Genomic DNA, 21,029 nt, shown 5'->3' with positions numbered 1-21,029 from the left:
ACCCGGAGGTCGACGGAACGCCTTATCAGGTCACCGTTCCGACGGCTCGGGTCATCCCGGATCTGTCCCCGATCGAGGCGTCGGAAGCCGAGCTGCCCAGCCGAATCGCAGAGTTGGTCCTCACCGGATTCGACGTATCGGCAGAGGTCCCCTTCCGTGCCAGGCTGTTCGAGATCAGTCCGACCGAACATGTGCTTGCCCTTGTCGTGCATCACATCTCGGCAGACGGCTTCTCCATGGGACCGCTCACCCGCGATGTCATGACCGCCTACTCCGCTCGTGTCGACGGCGGCGAGCCTGCCTGGACACCGCTGGCAGTGCAATACGCGGACTGCACGCTGTGGCAGCGCGACGTCCTCGGCTTCGAAGACGACCCGGAGTCGTTGATCGCCCGTCAGGTCGAGTACTGGACGCAGGCATTGCGCGGCGTCCCGGATCAACTCGATCTACCTGCCGATCGTGCCCGGCCCGCCGTGGCAACCGGTCGAGGTGAGACCTACACCTTCGACATTCCCGCCGAGACCCACCGGCACCTGGCCGAACTTGCGCGGGAACGCAACGCGACGTTGTTCATGGTGACGCACGCCGCGCTCGCGGTGTTGTTGGCGCGGCTGTCGGGTACCGGTGACATCGCCATCGGAACGCCGGTCGCGGGTCGTGGCGAACGTGCGCTCGACGATCTGATCGGCATGTTCGTCAACACACTGGTCTTGCGGTCGCAGATCGACTCCGCGGCACCGTTCACCGACGTGCTCACGTCCGTACGCGAAACCGATCTCGCGGCGTTCGGTCACGCGGACGTGCCGTTCGAACGACTTGTCGAGGTACTCAATCCGGCTCGTTCGCAGGCTCGGCACCCGTTGTTCCAGGTGCTGCTGTCGTTCCAGAACGCGGGCCAGCGGGCGCTCGAGCTGCCGGGTCTCAGTGTCAGTGGTATCGAACTGACCAGCAAGGTGTCGAACTTCGATCTGCAGGTGATTCTCACAGAGACGGTCGACGCCAACGGCGAGCCTGCCGGGATGATCACCGAAATCATCTATGCCCTGGACCTGTTCGACGAGTCGTCGGTTGCGGGCATCGCCGAGCGGTTCGTGCGGGTGCTCGACGGTGTGGTTTCCGATCCCGCAGTTCGAGTCGGCGACATCGCCGTGCTCGACCAGGTGGAGCACGGAGTCCTGTTGCGCGAGCGCAACGCGACAGCGCACGCAGTCGAGAACGTGCTTCTGCTCGACGGTTTCGACGCGCAGGTACGCGCGACACCGGATGCTCCTGCGGTTGTCTTCGAGGGCGAATCGGTGACCTACGCCGAATTCGACGCCCGTGTTTCCCAGCTCGCCCGTATCTTGATCGCGCAGGGTGTCGGCCCGGAGTCGTTGGTAGGACTGGCGATTCGGCGCTCGATCGACCTGGTCGCAGGTATGTACGCCATCGTGCGTGCAGGCGGAGCGTGGGTGCCGTTGGATCCGGATCATCCGGCGGAGCGCATCGCTCACATCCTCGATACCGCACAGCCGGTGTGTGTCCTGACGACCTCACGTGACGCGTTCGACGGCGCCGGATCGGTGCCGCTCATCGCAATCGATACCGTTGCCACCGAGGGTGTTTCGACCGAGCCCGTCACCGACGACGAGCGTGTCGGCACCGTGCGGGCGGACCATCCCGCATACGCCATCTTCACGTCGGGTTCGACCGGTCGGCCGAAGGGCGTCGCGGTCAGCCATGCCGCAATCGTGAACCAGCTCGAATGGATGCAGTCCGAGTACCAACTCGACGCAACGGACGCGTACCTGCAAAAGACCGCGACGACGTTCGACGTCTCGCTGTGGGGCTACTTCATGCCGCTGCGTGTCGGCGCGACGCTGGTTGTCGCGACGAACGACGGTCACCGCGATCCCGCCTATGTCGCAGATACGATTGCTGCGCAGCGTATTACGATCACCGACTTCGTTCCGTCGATGCTGTCCGTCTTCGCCGCACATGTGTCCGCGGAGTCGCTGACCACCCTTCGGCACGTGTTCGTCATCGGCGAGGCACTGCCGCCGGAGACGGTTGCGTCGTTTGCCCGCGTGAGCTCTGCCGGGCTGCACAACCTGTACGGCCCGACCGAGGCCGCCGTGTCGATCACCTACTGGCCCGCCGCGGGGGAGACCGGGCAATCGGTGCCCATCGGTGTTCCCGAGTGGAACTCGCAGGTCTTCGTACTCGACTCCCGACTGCATCCGGTGCCGGACGGAGTTCCCGGCGAGCTCTACCTCAGTGGTGCGCAGCTCGCCCGCGGCTACGTGTCGCGGCCGGATCTGACTGCCGACCGGTTCGTTGCCAACCCGTTCGCGGGCGTGAGTGGAACCGCTCGTATGTACCGCACCGGTGACCTCGTCACGTGGCGTGCGGACGGCGTGCTCGAATACATCGGTCGCACCGACTTCCAGGTGAAGTTCCGTGGCCAGCGCATCGAACTCGGCGAGATCGAGACGGCTCTGCTGACGTCGTCGCAGGTGAATCAGTCTGCAGCTGTTGTCATGTCGACCGCGACGGGTGATCAGCTCGTCGGCTACATCGTGCCGACACCAGGCTCCGCGCCAGAGCCTGGCCAGTTGACGGCCGAGCTGACCCAACTCCTGCCGTCGTACATGGTGCCGTCGGCGATCGTCGTCCTCGACGAGTTCCCGCTGAACACCTCCGGCAAGCTCGATCGAAAGGCGTTGCCGGAACCGGTCTTCGAAGCACGCTCGTTCCGCGCTCCGACCACGCCCGTCGAAGAAATCGTGGCAGCGGTGTTCGCCGACGTGCTCGGCATCGCACAGGTCGGTCGCGACGACGACTTCTTCGCTCTCGGCGGCAACTCGCTGATTGCGACGCAGGTTGTCGCACGACTCGGCGCCGCACTCGACGCCCGTGTCGCAGTGCGCACGCTGTTCGAGGCAACGACCGTCGCAGGGCTCGCCGCGCGGGTCGAATCACACGCGGGTGTCGGTGCCAGAGCCGAACTCGCGCCGCGGGTCCGGCCCGACCGAATCCCGCTGTCGCTTGCACAGCAACGGATGTGGTTCCTCAACCGGTTCGAGCCCGAGTCCGCAGTCAACAACATCCCGGTGGCGATCCGCCTGACCGGTGCTCTGGATGTGGTCGCGCTACAGGCAGCTGTCGCCGACGTCATCGATCGGCACGAGTCGCTGCGCACCGTCTACCCCGACTACGACGGCATGCCTGCCCAGGTTGTGCTGCCGGCCGTCCAGGTAGTACCCGACCTGACTCCGATCACAGTGGCGCAAGCCGACCTGCTCGGCGCAGTCACGTCGATCATCGGCACCGGATTCGACGTTGCCGCAGAGGTGCCGGTTCGCGCGCGGGTATTCCGCGTCGAGACAACGGCGTCCAACGGTTCGACGGTGCCCACCGCCGAGCACGTCCTTGTCGTTGTCGTGCACCACATCTCGGGCGACGCCTGGTCGATGGGACCACTGGCTCGCGACGTCATGGTTGCGTACGCCTCGCGTGTGTCCGGTGAAATGCCCACGTGGACACCGCTTCCGGTGCAGTACGCGGACTTCGCGCTGTGGCAGCGCGACGTGCTCGGTTCCGAGTCGGACCCGAGTTCCCTGATCTCGCAACAGGCGCAGTACTGGACCGACGGTCTGGCAGGCCTGCCCGATCAACTCGAACTGCCGTCCGATCGACCGCGACCTGTCGCCGCGAGCTACGTCGGTGCGACGCATACGTTCGAGATCGGCGAAGAGTTGCACACCCGGCTACGTCGAGTTGCGCGCGAACGCGGTGTGACGCCGTTTATGGTCGTCCACGGTGCGCTCGCAGTTGTTCTCGCCCGACTGTCGGGACAGGACGACATCGCGATCGGTACACCTGTTGCGGGCCGTGGCGAGCAAGCGCTCGACGATGTGATCGGCATGTTCGTCAACACACTCGTGCTGCGGACCGCCGTCGACGGCGGTCGCACCTTCGCGGAACTGCTTGCCGCCGTTCGCGAAACGGACATCGGCGCCTTCGGTCACGCCGACCTGCCCTTCGAGCGTCTCGTCGAGATACTCAATCCTGCCCGCTCCCAGGCGCGGCATCCGCTGTTCCAGGTCATGCTCACCTTCCAGAACACCGGCCAGACAGAGCTCGAGTTGCCTGGCCTGCGGGTCAGTGGCGTCGAATTCGACGCACAGGTCGCAAAGTTCGACCTAGCGGTCGAGGTCGTCGAGAAGTTCGACGACAACGGCGAACCGGTCGGCGCCACAACGAACTTCGTGTACGCCACGGATCTTTTCGACGCGTCGACAGTGGCAAGTTTCGCGGATCGGTTCGTGCGGCTCCTCGAAGGCGCGCTCGCTGACCAGAACACTGCGGTCGGCGAACTGGACATCCTCTCCGATACCGAGCGCAAGCTGGTTGTCGAAGAGTGGAATTCGACTGCGTACGAGGTTGATTCGTCGGCGACGTTGGTGTCGATGTTCGAGGCTGCTGTTGTCGAGCACGCGTCGGCTGTGGCGTTGTCGTTCGAGGGTGTGGATCTGACCTACGCGGAGTTCGCTGCGCGGGTCAATAGGCTTGCGCGGTATTTGATCTCGGTGGGTGTGGGTCCGGAGTCGTTCGTTGCGTTGGGTATGCGGCGGTCGGTGGATCTGGTTGTCGGTATGTACGCGGTGACGGTTGCCGGTGGTGCGTATGTGCCGTTGGATCCGGATCATCCTGCGGAGCGCACGCAGTACATTCTCGAGACTGCGCGACCGGTCTGTGTGTTGACGACCTCGGGTGACGAGATCGACGTTGCCGGCGCGGTGCGGATAGACGACCTGGATCTCGATGGTTTCTCGGCGGCGCCGGTTGGTGCTGGGGAGCGGTCGGCGGCGTTGGTGGCGTCGAATACGGCGTATGTGATCTTTACGTCGGGTTCGACGGGTCGGCCGAAGGGTGTTGCGGTTTCGCATGGCGCGATCGTGAACCGTTTGGTGTGGATGCAGTCTGCGTATGGGTTGGGTTCGGCGGATGTGGTGTTGCAGAAGACGCCTGCGACGTTCGATGTGTCGGTGTGGGAGTTCTTCTGGCCGTTGCAGGTTGGTGCGCGGTTGGTGGTTGCGCGTCCTGACGGTCACCGCGATCCCGCGTACCTGCGCGATGTGATCGTCGAACATTCGGTGACGACGGCACACTTCGTGCCCTCGATGCTTGCGGTATTCGTCGCAGCGCCAGGCGTCGACAACTGCACCTCGCTGCAGCAGGTGTTCGCGTCGGGTGAGGCGTTGCCTGCGAAGACTGCTCATCGGTTGCGTGCGTTGACCGGTGCTCGGTTGCACAATCTGTACGGTCCGACCGAGGCTGCGGTGGACGTGACGTTCCACGAGGTCTTGGACGCGGACACGGTGGCGGTGCCGATCGGTGCGCCGGTGTTCAACACGGCTGTGTTGGTGTTGGATTCGCGGTTGCGTCCGGTGCCGGTGGGTGTTGCGGGTGAGTTGTATCTGGCGGGTGTGCAGTTGGCTCGTGGGTATGTCGGTCGTCCGGATTTGTCGGCGGATCGGTTTGTTGCCAATCCGTTCGGTGGTCCGGGTGAGCGGATGTATCGGACGGGTGACCTTGTCACGTGGCGTGCCGATGGTGAGTTGGAATACATCGGTCGTACCGATTTCCAGGTGAAGTTGCGTGGTCTGCGCATCGAACTCGGCGAAATCGAAGCTGCTTTGACGGCACAGGAATCCGTCGCGCAGGCCGTCGTCGTGGTGCGCGGCGACGCGCACCTTGGCGACCAGTTGGTGGCCTACGTCGTCGGAGCTGCCACGAACACCTCCGCTGTGAATACGGAAGTCCTGCGGACCGAACTGACCACGGTCCTGCCCGCGTACATGGTGCCGTCGGCGTTCGTCGTACTCGACGACCTTCCGCTCAACGCCAGTGGCAAGCTCGATCGAAAGCTGTTGCCCGCGCCGACCTTCGCGGCGAAGGTGTTCCGTGCTCCGACAACCCCGATCGAGGAAATCGTCGCGAACACGTTCGCGGAGGTACTCGGAGCTGACCGAGTCGGTCTGGACGACGACTTCTTCGAACTCGGTGGCAACTCGCTCATCGCGACGCAGGTTGTGTCCCGCCTCAGCGCAGCGCTCGATACACCTGTCGGTGTTCGTGAAATGTTCGAAGCCTCCACCGTCGCAGGTCTCGTTGCTCGCATAGCGCAGCACACCGGCAGCGGTCGTCGCCGCCCTGCGCTGATTGCAGGCGCACGTCCCGAGCGCCTGCCGTTGTCGCCTGCGCAGCAACGGTATTGGTTCCTGAACCAGTTCGACACCGAGTCTGCCGTCGACAACATTCCTGTTGCCGTTCGAATGACCGGCGACCTCGACATCGCTGCACTCGAAGCTGCCGTGCGCGACCTGATCGAACGCCACGAATCGCTGCGGACGGTCTACCCCGACTCTCTCGACGGTCCTTACCAGCGGATCCTCCCCGCGGCCGAGGTAGTTCGTTCGCTGGTGCCGGAAGCTGTCACCGAAGCGCAGCTACCCACTCGGGTATTCGAGATCGCGTCGACGACGTTCGACGTGACCGCCGAGGTTCCGCTGCATGTTGCGCTGCTGGAGATCGAAGGCTCACCGACGCGCGACTACGTACTGACGATGGTCGTTCACCACGTCTGCGCCGACGGTGCATCGATGGGACCGCTGACCCGCGACATCATGGTTGCCTACGCCGCGCGGACCAACGGTGACGTACCGAACTGGGCGCCGCTGCCGGTGCAGTACGCCGACTACGCGCTGTGGCAGCGCGACGTGCTCGGTGTCGAAGGTGACCCGGATTCGCTTGCTGCCGAGCAGGTTGCGTACTGGGTCGACGCGTTGTCCGGTATGCCGGATCAGCTGGAGCTGCCGACAGACCGGCCGCGGCCTGCTGTGCAGTCGTTCCGCGGTGGAGCTCTTCGGTTCACCATCGACGCCGACGTCCACCAGCAGTTGCTCGCGCTTGCTCGCGGGAACAACGCATCGCTGTTTATGGTGATGCACTCGGCACTGTCCGTACTGCTGGCTCGTCTGTCGGGCACCGACGACATCGCGGTCGGTACGCCGATCGCGGGACGCGGCGAACAGGCGCTCGACGACCTGATCGGCATGTTCGTCAACACCTTGGTGTTCCGCACACGTGTGGAGGGCTCCCACACGTTCGCCGACCTGCTGGCCCGCGTTCGCGAACACGACCTCGAAGCATTCGCCAACGCCGACGTGCCGTTCGAGCGGCTCGTGGAGGTGCTCAACCCGGTCCGATCGACGGCCCGCAATCCGCTCTTCCAGGTCGGACTGTCGTTCCAGAACCTCGCAGACTCGGCGCTGCGCCTACCCGGCCTCGATGTCAGCGTCGTCGACTTCGACACCCAACTCGCCAAGACCGACGTGCAGTTCACCCTCGCCGACCAGCGAGCGGCAGACGGCACGCCCGGCGAGATCGCAGCCGAAATCACCTACGCTGTCGATCTTTTCGACGAGTCGACGGTTCAAAGTTTTGCCGATCGGTTCGTGCGCATCCTGACCGCGATCACGACCGACCCGACCTCGGTGATCGGTGACATCGATCTGCTCGACAGCACCGAGCGCGCTGCACTGCTCGATGCTCGCAACGCAACCGAGCACGACGTCGATCCGGCGACGTTGGTGTCGTTGTTCGACGCCCAGGTCGCGGCGACGCCCGACGCGACAGCGGTCGTCTTCGAGGGCGAGCGTCTTACCTACGCGCAGTTCGACTCTCGGGTCAACCGGCTCGCGCGATACCTGATCGACTCCGGTGTCACACCCGAGGACCGTGTTGCACTTGCGATGCGCCGATCGGTCGATCTGGTCGTCGGTATGTATGCCGTCGCGAAGGCGGGCGGCGCCTACGTACCGGTCGATCCCGACCAGCCTGCCGACCGCACCGACTACATCCTCGAGACTGCCGCACCGATCTGTGTACTCACCACGGCGCGTGACGAATTCACCACCGACCGAGTCGCAGCTATCGTCCGGATCGACGTCGTCGACCTGTCCGATCTCGATGACGCTCCTATTCGCGACAGTGAACGCCTCGGTGCTCTGCTGCCCGCCAATACCGCCTACGTGATCTTCACGTCGGGCTCCACCGGTCGCCCCAAGGGCGTCTCGGTGAGCCATGGCGCGATCGTCAACCAGTTGGTCTGGAAACGTGCGGAATTCGAGCTCGGCGCCGACGACGCGGTGCTGCTCAAAACGGCCGCGACGTTCGACCTATCGGTGTGGGAGTTCTGGTCCGCGTTGGTTTCCGGTTCGCGACTCGTTATCGCGAGCGCGGACGGTCATCGCGATCCGGCGTACCTCAACCAGCTGATGCGCGACGAAGCTGTGACGACACTGCATTCGGTGCCGTCGATGCTCGAAGCGTTGCTGGTGGAATCCGACGGACACCTGACGACGTCGTTGCGACGTGTGCTCGCCATCGGTGAAGCGTTGCCAGCCGCAACTGCCAAGCGCTACAAGGCAACAAATGCCGGCGATCTGTACAACCTGTACGGCCCGACCGAAGCCGCTGTGTCCGTCACATCGCACTTGGTGACCGAGGTAGTCGCCGCTGCCGTGCCGATCGGTGTTCCCGAATGGAACGTCCAGGTGTACGTGCTCGACGCCAGGTTGCATCCGGTTCCGGCGGGCGTTGCGGGTGAGCTCTATCTCGCGGGCGATCAGTTGGCGACCGGCTACCACGGCCGGGCCGATCTGACCGCCGACCGTTTCGTGTCGAATCCGTTCGGCCACAGCGGATCGCGGATGTACCGCACCGGCGACCTCGTGTCGTGGCGAGCCGACGGCACCCTCGAATACGTCGGCCGTACCGACTTCCAGGTGAAGGTCCGCGGCTTCCGCATCGAGCTCGGTGAGATCGAATCCGTTCTCGCCGCACAGGTCTCGGTTGCGCAGGCTGTCGTCGTCGCACACGAGGATGCACGCACGGGAACCCAGCTCGTCGGCTACGTCGTACCGGCTGGAAACACGGACGTCGACGCGGCAGCACTGCGCACGACCGTCGCCTCCGAGTTGCCCTCGTACATGGTGCCCGCTGCGATCATGGTGCTCGACTCACTGCCGCTCAACGCGAACGGCAAGTTGGATCGAAAGGCGTTGCCTGCTCCGGTCTTCGAGGCGAAGGCGTTCCGCGCAACGGCAACGCCGATCGAGGAAATCGTCGCCGGCATCTTCGCCGAACTGCTGGGTGCTGCTCGGGTCGGTTTGGACGACAACTTCTTCGAACTCGGTGGCAACTCGCTGCTGGCGACTCAGGTCGCCGCGCGGCTGGGCAACGCACTTGACACCCGGGTTTCGGTTCGGTCGCTTTTCGAGGCGCCGACCGTCGAAGCGCTGGCTGCACGGGTCGAGCAACATGCAGGTGTCGGCGGCCGCAAGGCGCTCACCGCACAGCCGCGGCCCGAGCGGGTCCCGCTGTCCCTTGCGCAGCAACGGATGTGGTTCCTCAACCGCTTCGATACGGAGTCGGGTGTCAACAACATCCCTGCCGTGATTCGTTTGACCGGTGCGCTGAATCTCGAAGCGTTGCAGGCAGCTGTCGGCGACGTTGTGGGTCGTCACGAGGTGCTGCACACGATCTACCCCGAGGTCGACGGCACCGGCTATCAGGTGAGTGTGCCTGTGGCCGGGGCTGTTCCGCAGCTCATTCCGGAACCCGTGACCGAGACGGCCATCGCCGAACGAGTCGCGGCAATCATCGCGACCGGTTTCGACACCACGGTCGAGGTTCCACTGCGCGCGGCGCTGCTGCAGATCTCGGAGCGCGACCACGTGCTCGTCGTCGTCGTCCATCACATCGCGTCCGACGGATTCTCGATGGGTCCGCTGACACGGGACGTCATGATTGCCTACTCGGCCCGCACAGCGGGAGATGCGCCGGGCTGGGCACCGCTAGAGGTGCAGTACGCGGACTTCGCACTGTGGCAGCGAGACGTGCTCGGCTCCGAGGACGATCCGGAATCGGTGATTGCCCAGCAGTTCGCCTACTGGCGTACGGCATTGGATGCGCTGCCGGCTCAGCTCGACCTGCCGAGCGACCGCCCACGTCCGGCGATCGCGTCGTACGACGGTGCTGCGCACACGTTCGAGGTCGACGCCACGCTCACCGCCTCGCTCAACGAGCTTGCGCGCACACAGAATTCGACCCTGTTCATGGTCGTCCACACCGGTCTCGCCGTGCTGCTTGCACGACTGTCCGGCACCTCCGACATCGCTATCGGCACACCTGTGGCCGGTCGCGGTGAAGCGGCACTCGACGATCTGATCGGCATGTTCGTCAATTCTCTCGTGCTGCGGACCGAGATCGAGGCGGGCGAATCGTTCGACACGCTGTTGCGGCGCGTTCGGGAGATCGACCTGTCGGCCTTCGGTCACGCGGACGTTCCGTTCGAGCGGTTGGTCGAGGCACTCAATCCCGAGCGGTCGCAGGCGCGCCACCCGCTGTTCCAGGTCATGCTCACCTTCCAGAACCTGGGGCCGACGACCTTCGAACTGCCGGACCTCGAGGTCGCCGCGGTCGACTTCGATGTTCGGACAGCGAAGTTCGACATTCAGGTGACCCTCGCCGAGAAACTCGACGCCGACGGCGCACCTGCAGGCATGGCAGTCGAGTTGGCCTACGCGACGGACTTGTTCGACGCGAACACAATCGCAGTGTTCGGTCGGCGGTTCGTCCGAATCCTCGAGACGATGGCTCGCGAACCGGGCCTCGCGGTCGGCGATGCGCCGATCATCGACGAGGTCGAGCGGGCACGCGTCGTCGAGCGGTGGAACGCAACCGATCACTTCGTCGACCCGACAGCGAACCTGGTCTCGCTGTTCGAAGCGCAGGTCGCCGCGACCCCGAAGGCGACTGCGCTCGTGTTCGAGGACGAGAAACTCACCTACGCAGAGTTCGCTGCACGCGTGAATCAGGTTGCCCGACTGCTGATCGCCGAGGGTGTCGGACCGGAAGCACTTGTTGCCGTTGCGATGCGCCGATCGATCGACATGATGGTCGGTATCTACGCGGTGCTGACCGCAGGCGGTGCGTACGTGCCCGTCGACCCGGATCATCCTGCGGATCGAATCGCGCACATCCTCGAGACCGCATCGGCTGTAAGGGTGCTCACAACCGCACGCGACGATATTGCGATTCCCGATGTCGCTTTTGCGGATGCTGTGCTGGAACTCGACACCGTCGATCTGAGCTCGCACTCGACCGATGCGGTCACCGACGCCGATCGTCGCGCACCGGTGCAGCCGAACAACACGGCCTACGTCATCTTCACCTCCGGCTCGACCGGTAGGCCGAAGGGTGTCGCCGTTTCGCACGGTTCGATCGTGAACCGACTGCTGTGGATGCAGGACACCTACGAGCTGAGCAAGGCCGACGTCGTCCTGCAGAAGACACCGGTCACGTTCGACGTGTCCGTGTGGGAGCTGTTCTGGCCGTTGCAGATCGGCGCCACCCTGGTTGTGGCCCGACCGGACGGACATCGTGATCCCGAATACCTGGTCGAGGTAATCGCGGCCAACGCGGTCACCACCGCGCACTTCGTGCCGTCGATGCTTGCCGTGTTCGTCGCGTACCCAGGTGCGTCGCACTCGATCACGCTGCGGCAGGTGTTCGCCTCGGGTGAAGCCCTGCCCGTGCAGACCGCCGCGCGAATGCGCGCGGCACTTCCGTCGACTCGACTGCACAACCTGTACGGCCCGACCGAAGCCGCCGTCGACGTCACCTATCACGAAGTGACGGAAGCCGATTCGAGCACCGTCCCGATCGGTGTGCCGGTGTGGAACACCAAGGTGCTCGTGCTGGATTCGCGGCTACGTCCGGTGCCGGTCGGCGTTGCAGGCGAGTTGTACCTTGCCGGAACGCAGTTGGCGCGCGGCTACGTCGCCCGTCCTGACCTGACCGCAGACCGCTTCGTCGCGAACCCACTGAGCGCTGCCGGTGAGCGGATGTACCGCACCGGCGACCTCGTGTGGTGGAACCGCAGAGGCGAGCTCGAGTACGTCGGGCGCACCGACTTCCAGGTGAAGTTGCGCGGTCTCCGTATCGAGCTCGGCGAAATCGAGGCAGCGTTGCTTGCCGACGACCGCATCGCGCAGTCGGTCGTGTTGGTGCGCAACGATTCTGCCGCGGGTGAAGTGCTCGTCGGCTACGTCGTTCCTGCTCCGGGAGCAGCGGTCGACATCGACGCGCTGACAACGTCGCTCGGTGCGAGGTTGCCGGAATACATGGTGCCGTCGGCGATCCTGGTGCTCGACGAATTCCCGTTGAACATCAGCGGCAAGCTCGACCGGAAAGCGTTGCCCGCGCCGGTGTTCGAAAGCGATCAGCAGTTCCGTGCCGCCGACAACGCGACCGAAGAGGTCATTGCCGCAGTGTTCGCCGAGGTTCTCGGTGTGGCGCAGGTCGGCGTCGACGACTCGTTCTTCGCACTCGGTGGCGACTCGATTCTGTCGATCCAGCTGGTATCGCGTGCGCGTGCTCGTGGGGTTGTGTTCTCCCCGCGAGACGTGTTCGAGCACAAGACCGTTGCCGGGCTTGCCGAGGTTGCTGTCGCAGGCGGTGCCGAGACGGCTGCCGTTCTCGCCGAGCTGCCAGGTGGCGGTATCGGTCGCTCGCCGTTGCTGCCGTTCGGTCACCTGATGGTCGAACGTGGCGGTGGTTACTCACGTTTCGCGCAGACGATGCTGCTCGACCTGCCCGAGGACATCGATCGCGCGGGCATCGAAGCGACGATCAGCGCGGTTGTGGATCGTCACGACGTGCTGCGTTCGCGTTTGATCGACGACGAGCAGGGGAGAGGTCTCGAGATCCTGCCGGCGGGCAGCGTCGACGTCGGGAGCTTGCTTACCCGCGTCGAATTGTCCGGCGCAACAGACGATCCTGCGGTCGTCGCCGAAGCGTCTGCTGCTCTCGATTCGGCACTTGGACGACTCGATCCCGACAACGGTGTGATGTTGCAGTTCGTCTGGCTCGTCACGCCAGAGGCCGGTTCGCGTTTGCTGATCGTTGCCCACCACGTCGTCGTCGACGGTGTGTCGTGGCGGATCCTGGTGCCGGACTTCGTCACTGTGTGGAGTCAGCTCGCCGCGGGTGCAACCGCGGAACTGACCGCACCGGTGACCTCGGTGCGGCGCTGGGCACATGCGCTTGCCGACGAAGCGCGTTCGGCCGCACGGATCGACGAACTGCCCGTATGGCATTCGATCCTCGACGGTCCCGATCCCACGCTGGGTGAGCGCGCGTTCGACCCCGCGGTCGACGTGCTGGCGACCGTTGAACGGCTCGAGATCTCGGTGCCCGCCGACGTGACCGCCAAGCTGCTGACCTCGGTCCCCGAGCGTTTCCACGGCGGCGTGAACGACGGGCTGCTCACTGCCCTCGCACTTGCAGTCGCGAAATGGCGTCGCGAGCGTGGCGTGTTCGAATCGTCGACGCTGCTGCAGTTGGAAGGCCACGGCCGCGAAGAAGAACTTGTGCCCGGCGCAGATCTGTCGCGCACGGTCGGCTGGTTCACCAGTGTCTTCCCCGTCCGCCTCGACGTTGCCGGAATCGATCTCGACGGCGCGCTCGCAGGCGGCCCCGCCGCCGGTGCTGCCATCAAGGCAGTCAAGGAGCAGTTGCTCGCCGTGCCTGACAAGGGCATGGGCTACGGCATGCTGCGGTACCTGAATGCCGACACTGCACAGCAGCTTTCGGCCGAAACCGGGCAGTTCAGCTTCAACTATCTCGGCCGTATGTCCACCGGCGAGGTGCCTGAAGGTCTCGGCGCCCTCGGCTGGCTGCCTGCCGCCGACCTGGCCGACATCGAAGCACCCGGTGATGCGGACCAACCCGCGAACAAGACGGTCGACATCAATGCGATCGTCGCCGATGGTGCGGCGGGTGCGACGCTCAACGCGTCCTTCGCCTTCCCGACAGGCGCCGTGTCTCGTGAAGCCGTGCAGGAGCTGGCGGACCTGTGGATCACGGCGCTGACCGCGCTCGCGACTCACGTCGACGATCCGGCAGCAGGCGGACTCACTCCGTCCGACGTGCCACTCGTGCACGTCGGACAGCACGACATCGATGCCTGGGAATCGCGTTACCACGCGGTCTCGGACATCTGGTCGCTGTCGCCGCTGCAGAACGGCCTGCTGTTCCACGCCATGCTTGCCGACGCATCGCTCGACATCTACACGATGCAGGTTGTGCTGAGCCTCGAAGGTGATGTCGACTCGGCACGCCTGGGGTCGGCCGCACAGGGCGTGCTGGATCGCTACGACAACCTGCGCACCGTCTTCGTGCAGGGCGACGATGGCAATTCGGTCCAGATCGTTCTCGATCACGTCGACGTGGCGTGGCGTGAAACCGACGTCCGCGGTGGTCGCCATGCCGAGGTGCAGGACCGCCTTGCCCGGATGCTGGCCGACGACCAGGCCAAGCACTTCGACCTCTCGACTGCACCGCTGGTGCGGTTCACGCTGGTCCGTACGGGTGGCACGTCGTACAAGTTGGTGCTGACCAACCACCACGTACTGCTCGACGGTTGGTCCCTACCGCTGCTGATGAAGGACCTGCTGGTGCTCTATGCAACTCGGGGCGACGCCTCGGTGTTGCCGCGGGTCCGGCCGTACCGCAGCTTCCTCGCCTGGCTCGGCGATCAGGATGCCGATGCGTCGCGCGAACAGTGGCGAAAGGCGTTGGCAGGCTTCGAGGAGCCGACACTCCTTGCTGCTGCCGACCCGGGCCAAGAGATCTCCACGCGCTCCGCCGAGGTCGTCGCCGATCTCAGCGAAGAGACGACCGCGACATTGACCGCACTCGGCGCGCGGTTGGGCGTCACGATGAACACGCTGATTCAAGCGGCGTGGGGAATTCTGCTCGGCCGCATGACCGCTCGCGACGACGTCGTGTTCGGTGCGACCGTGTCCGGCAGGCCTGCCGACCTTGCGGGCGTCGAATCGATGGTCGGGCTGTTCATCAACACACTGCCGATCCGCGTGCAGTTGATCGAGGAAGAGACGACCGAGCAGTTCCTGTCGCGGCTGCAGGGAGAGCAGGCAGATCTGCTCGCCCATCATTACCTCGGCCTCAACGACATTCAGCGCATCGCCGGTGTCGGGGCACTGTTCGACACCTTGACGGTGTTCGAGTCCTACCCGGTCGACGAGGCCGGTCTGGCGCAACAGGCACAGTCGATCGACGACATGTCGGTGACCGGTGTCAGCTCCAACGACAACACCCACTACCCACTCACTCTCGGCATCACCTCCGGCGCGACGGTCCACATGTGGCTCGAGTACTTCGAGGATCTGTTCACCTCCGACGCTGCTGACACACTGATGCAGCGACTGGTAAGGATTCTCGAATCCTTCGCCACCGCACCCGCTTTGCCGGTCGGTGACATCACAATTCTCGACCCGGACGAGTTCGACCGACTCACCGATGTGCACGCCGACGACGTAATGGTGCGCGACCTCGTGCCGGACGCACTCGCGCGAGGCGCACAGGTGAATCCGAACGGTGTCGCCATCCGCTACGAGGGGCGCTCGATCACCTATCGCGAACTCGACGAGTACTCGTCGAGGTTGGCTCGAGTGCTGATCGATCGTGGCGTCGGTCCGGAAGAGCTTGTTGCTCTTGCCTTCCCACGGTCCTACGAGATGGTCGCTGCGGTGTGGGCGGTCACCAAGGCCGGCGGCGCACACGTACCTGTCGACCCTAGTTACCCGCAGGATCGTGTGCTGCACATGATCACCGACTCGGGCGCGGTGACCGGCCTGACCGGAAGCGGTTTCGTCGACAGACTGCCGAGTGCTCTCGACTGGCTGGTTCTCGACGATCCTGCGACGACGGCACTGTGTGACGCGCAATCCGCTGATCCAGTCTCGGATCTGGATCGGTTGCGCCCCTTGCGGAGCAACCATCCCGCCTACGTCATCTACACCTCGGGATCGACGGGTCTGCCCAAGGGCGTCACCGTCACCCACGCCGGTCTCGGTGGAGTGGTGGAGTTCGCGACCGAGTTGTACGGCCTCACCTCCGAGTCGAGGTTCCTGCACATCTGCTCGCCGAGCTTCGACCCGTCGGTGCTCGAATGGCTTGCGACGTTCTACATCGGCGCGACGCTGGTGATCGTGCCCGCGTCCATCATCGGTGGGCCGGACCTCGCCGAACTGCTGCGAACCGAACGTGTCACCAACGCGATCATCACTCCAGCTGTCCTCGGCACGGTCGACCCGGCGGGGTTGTCCGACTTCGAGGTCGTCTCCGTCGGTGGTGACGTCACCACGCCGGAACTGCTCGCAAGGTGGCAGCCGGGGCGTAAGTACTTCAACGGCTACGGACCCACCGAGACGACGATCATCTCCTCGTTCGCGCAGCTCGAAGTCGGCCGTCCGGTCACCATCGGTACTCCGGTGCACGGCATGTCCGCGCTTGTTCTCGACGGCAGGCTCAATCCCGTGCCGCCGGGTGTCGCAGGTGAGCTGTACCTCGCGGGTGGAGCGTTGGCTCGTGGCTACCACAACCGTCCGGACCTGACCGCCGACCGGTTCATCCCGAACCCGTACGGCGAACCAGGCGCTCGTATGTACCGCACCGGCGATGTCGTGCGGTGGGCGCCGAACGTGGCTGTCGATGCCACTGCGGAGCGTCCGTTCGAGCTCGAATACGTCGGCCGCAGCGACTTCCAGGTGAAGGTCCGCGGTTACCGCATCGAACTCGGTGAGATCGACGCAGTGCTCGCGGCGGATCCGAACGTGGACTTCGCGATCACCATCGGTCGCGAAACCGCAGCCGGTGCAACGATTCTCGTCGCCTACGTACTGCCGGTGCCAGGACATTCGATCGACACCGACGCACTCACCGAGTTCGCCGCACAGGCGCTGCCGTCGCATATGGTGCCGTCGGCGATCGTCGTCCTCGACGAGATTCCGCTGACCCCGGTCGGCAAGCTGGATCGCAAGGCGCTGCCGGAACCTGTACTGGCACCGCGTGATTTCCGGGCGCCCGTATCGGACGTCGAGGCGATCATCGCCGAGGTGTTCGCCAATGTGCTCGGTGTCGATCAGATCGGTGTCGACGACTCGTTCTTCGCACTCGGTGGCGACTCGATTCTGTCGATCCAGCTTGTGTCGCGTGCGAAGGCCCGTGGCGTGGTGTTCTCGCCGCGCGACGTGTTCGAGCAGCGCACGGTTGCCGGTCTCGCGGAGGTGGCAAAGCGCCACGACGCGAACGATGCGCCCACACAGTTGGTCGAACTCGAAGGCGGCGGTGTCGGCGACATCCCGCTGACGCCGATCATGGCGTCGATCCTTGGTGGCTCCGGCTCGTTCGACAGGTTCTCCCAGTCGATGGCGCTCGGATTGCCGCGTGACATCGACCGCGCAACCCTGGTGAAAACTATTGCGGCCGTGTTCGATCACCACGACGTGCTCCGGTCGCAGCTGACGCTCGAAAACGACGGCTGGACGTTCGAGGCCCTCGAACGTGGGTCGGTCGACGTCGACGGACTGATCCATCGGGTCAGCTTCCCGGCAGATATCGACGAGGCCGTGCTGACCGAACTTGCGACGACCGAACTCGACGCTGCGATGCGTCGTCTCGATCCGGTCGCCGGCTCGATGATGCGGTTCGTGTGGTTGGACTTCGGGTCCGAGCGCAGCGGCATTCTGGTCATCGCCGCGCATCACTTCGTCGTCGACGGTGTGTCGTGGCGCATCCTGATCCCGGACTTCGCCGTGGCATGGTCGCAGCTGAATGCCGGCCAGAATGTTGTGCTGCCGGTCAACGGCACCTCGATGCGCCGCTGGGCGCATGCGCTGCACGACGAGGCACAAACGCCGAAACGTGTTGCCGAGCTCGCCTTCTGGCGCTCGGTCGGTGGCGTCGACGATCCGCTGTTCGGCGATCGTGCCTTCGATCCGACGGTGGACACGTTCTCGACCGTCGAGCGGGTGCAGGTGCAGCTGTCGACGGCGGCGACCCAGTCGCTGCTCACCGAACTGCCGACGCTGTACCGCGGTGGCGTCAACGACGGACTTCTCACCGCACTCGCGATGGCCGTCGAGAAGTGGCGCGCAACGCGTGGCGTCGCAACGGGTTCCGCGCTGATCAAGCTCGAAGCGCACGGTCGTGAAGAAGGCGTCGTGCCCGGTGCTGATCTGTCGCGGACAGTCGGCTGGTTCACCAGCGCCTACCCGGTTCGCCTCGATCTCGCCGGTATCGACATCACCGATGCCTTCGCAGGCGGAGTTGCCGCTGGAACCGCCGTCAAGGCAGTCAAGGAGCAGTTGCTTTCGGTGCCGGACAAGGGCATCGGCTACGGCCTGCTGCGGTACCTGAACGAGTCGACCTCGCATCAGCTGAAGGAGCTTGCAGGCGGGCAGATCAGCTTCAACTACCTCGGTCGCGTGTCCGCAGGCGAAGTGCCTGCCGAACTGCGCGATATCGGGTGGGCCCCATCGGGTGATCTCGGTGAGCTGTCGGTCGACATGGATGCCGACATGCCTGCGAACGGCGTCATCGACATCAACGCCATCGTCAGCGACGGGCCGGACGGTCCGCGGTTGGGTGCGGGCTTCGCGTTCCCCGCTGGACTGATCTCGCGCGCGGACGTGCACGAGTTCGCAGATCTGTGGACCGCTGCGCTGGAGGCGCTTTCGACGCACGCCGGTCGGACCGAGGCCGGTGGACTGACTCCGTCGGATCTGCCTTTGGTCGACGTTGCGCAGACCGATATCGAGGTCTGGGAGCAGCAGTACCCGTCTCTCGGCGACGTGTGGCCGCTCTCGCCGTTGCAGTCGGGTCTGTTGTTCCACGCGATGATGACGGCGTCGACAGTCGACGTCTACACGATGCAGGCGGTGCTGGACCTCAACGGGACGGTTGACAACGTTCGATTGCGTACTGCCGCACAGGCAATCGTCGATCGCTACCCGAACCTGCGTAGCGCGTTCGTCACCGACGCAAGTGGCGAATCGATGCAGGTCGTCCTCGATAAGGTCGAATTGCCTTGGCGCGAGCTGGATCTGACGAAGCTGTCGGACGAGGATCGGATGCCTGAGCTGCGCCGTTTGCTGGCACAGGACCAGGCAACGCATTTTGACATGGCAGCTGCACCGCTGATGCGGTTCACGTTGGTCAAGACCGAGGCGCAGACGTACCACCTTGCGATCACAAGCCACCACATCGTGCTCGACGGTTGGTCGATGCCGCTGCTGATGCGTGATCTGCTGATGTTGTATGCGCTGCAGGGTGATCCGTCGGCGTTGCCGCGGGTTGCGCCGTACCGCAACTTCCTCGCCTGGCTCGAGGCGCGCAACAAGGACGATTCGCTGCAGGCGTGGGCGCAGGCGCTCGCCGGTGTCTCGGAGCCGACGCTGCTCGCCGCGCCGGCTCGTGGCGCGGAGACCTATGCCGAGATCGGCAAGGTCATCACCGAACTGTCGGAAGAGAAGACGGCGAAACTTGCTGCGCTCGGCGCATCGGTCGGCGTCACCGTCAACACGTTGGTGCAGACGGCATGGGCGATCCTGCTCGGCCGGATGACCGGTCGTGAAGACATCGTTTTCGGTGCGACGGTGTCGGGTCGACCGGCCGAACTGACGGGCGTCGAATCGATGGTCGGGTTGTTCATCAACACGATCCCGATCCGCGTACAACTCGACGAGAACGTCTCGATCAGCGATCTGCTGCAGCGGGTTCAGGGTGAGCAGGCGGATCTGCTCGATCACCACTACATCGGGCTACCGGATATTCAGCGGGCAGCCGGAGTCGGCGTCCTGTTCGACACGTTGATGGTGTTCGAGTCGTACCCGATCGACAAAGATGCTCTGACACAGGCAAGTTCGATCGACGGCATGACGGTCACCGGAGTCGGCGTCAGCGATGCGACGCACTATCCGTTGACGTTGCTGGTCACCGCTGACACGACGATCGAGCTGACCCTGAAGTATCAGGGGAGCAGGTTCACGCGAGCTGATGGCGATGCGCTTTCTGCTCGCCTCGTGCTCGTGCTCGACGAACTCGTTGCGGATCCGAGCGGGTTGGTCGGCGACGTCGAGATCATCGGCGAAGCAGAACGCAACGCGATCCTCGGCGACACGGGTTCGGCTGCTCAGCAGGCACCCGATGTCAGCGCGCAGTTGTCGTCGCAGACGCTGCCGCATCTGCTTGCCGAGATCGTGGAAGAGGATCCGGAAGCACCTGCACTCGCGGTGGACGGTCGCGAGATCTCGTACCAGGAGCTGGACGAGGATTCGTCGAAGTTGGCTCGTGTCTTGATCGAGCGTGGTTTCGGACCGGAAACGGTTGCAGCGGTTGCATTGCCGAGGTCGGTTGATTCGGTGACAGCGCTGTGGGCTATCGCGAAGACGGGTGCGGCATTCTTGCAGATCGATCCGCAACGTCCGGCGGACGCACTCGCAACCGTTCTCGGTGCGTCCGGCGCTCTCGTCGGACTGACGGACAGTTCGCTTCGGTCGGGTCTGCCGGATTCGGTCGAGTGGTTCGTCATCGACGATGCGGCGGTGGCTGAGCAGGTTGCCGCTGCCGCCGGGCATCCGGTCTCCTACGCGGACCGCTTGCGGCCATTGCTTGCGGTCCACCCCGCGGCAGTGGTCGACGGAACCGATGCTGCTGGAACGGTTGTCAGCCATGGTGAACTGGCATCGCTCGCATCACGGGCACGTGAAAAGTACGAGGTGACCTACGAGTCGCGAACGTTGCTGGTCGGTCCGCCTGCCGGACCCGGTGCATTGGTCGAGTTCCTGCTCGCGTCCACATCCGGAGCAGTTGCCGTGATCGGTGACCCGAACGATGCCGACGGTCTTGCCGACCTGCTTGCCGACGAATGGGTGACGCACGCCTTCTTGCCTCCGGTCGCCCTCGCGTCCGCCGATCCGGATGGATTGGAGGACTTGACCGTCGTCGTCCTGACCGAGGGCGATGCCGATCAGGAACACGTCGACCGCTGGTCGGAAGGTCGGACCGTGTGGACCGACGTAACGGAAGGTTTCGGCGAGTCTCTGCAGTAG

1 protein-coding gene (running past one end of the window) is annotated in these 21,029 nt (G+C 64.6%); it reads left to right on the top strand.

Annotated features, from left to right (window positions below; all coding sequences use genetic code 11):
- On the top strand, positions 1 to 21,029 hold the end of the coding sequence (locus tag ACHIRB_RS10735) for a non-ribosomal peptide synthase/polyketide synthase (protein WP_395127686.1). Its footprint begins 23,962 nt before the window's first position; the window shows 21,029 of its 44,991 coding nt (coding positions 23,963–44,991); its start codon lies off the left edge, out of view; the stop codon is at positions 21,027 to 21,029.

It is taken from the genome of Antrihabitans spumae (assembly GCF_043944905.1).
In the GTDB taxonomy this organism is placed as follows: Bacteria; Actinomycetota; Actinomycetes; order Mycobacteriales; family Mycobacteriaceae; genus Antrihabitans; species Antrihabitans spumae.
This window is presented reverse-complemented; position numbering and strand designations above follow the sequence as displayed.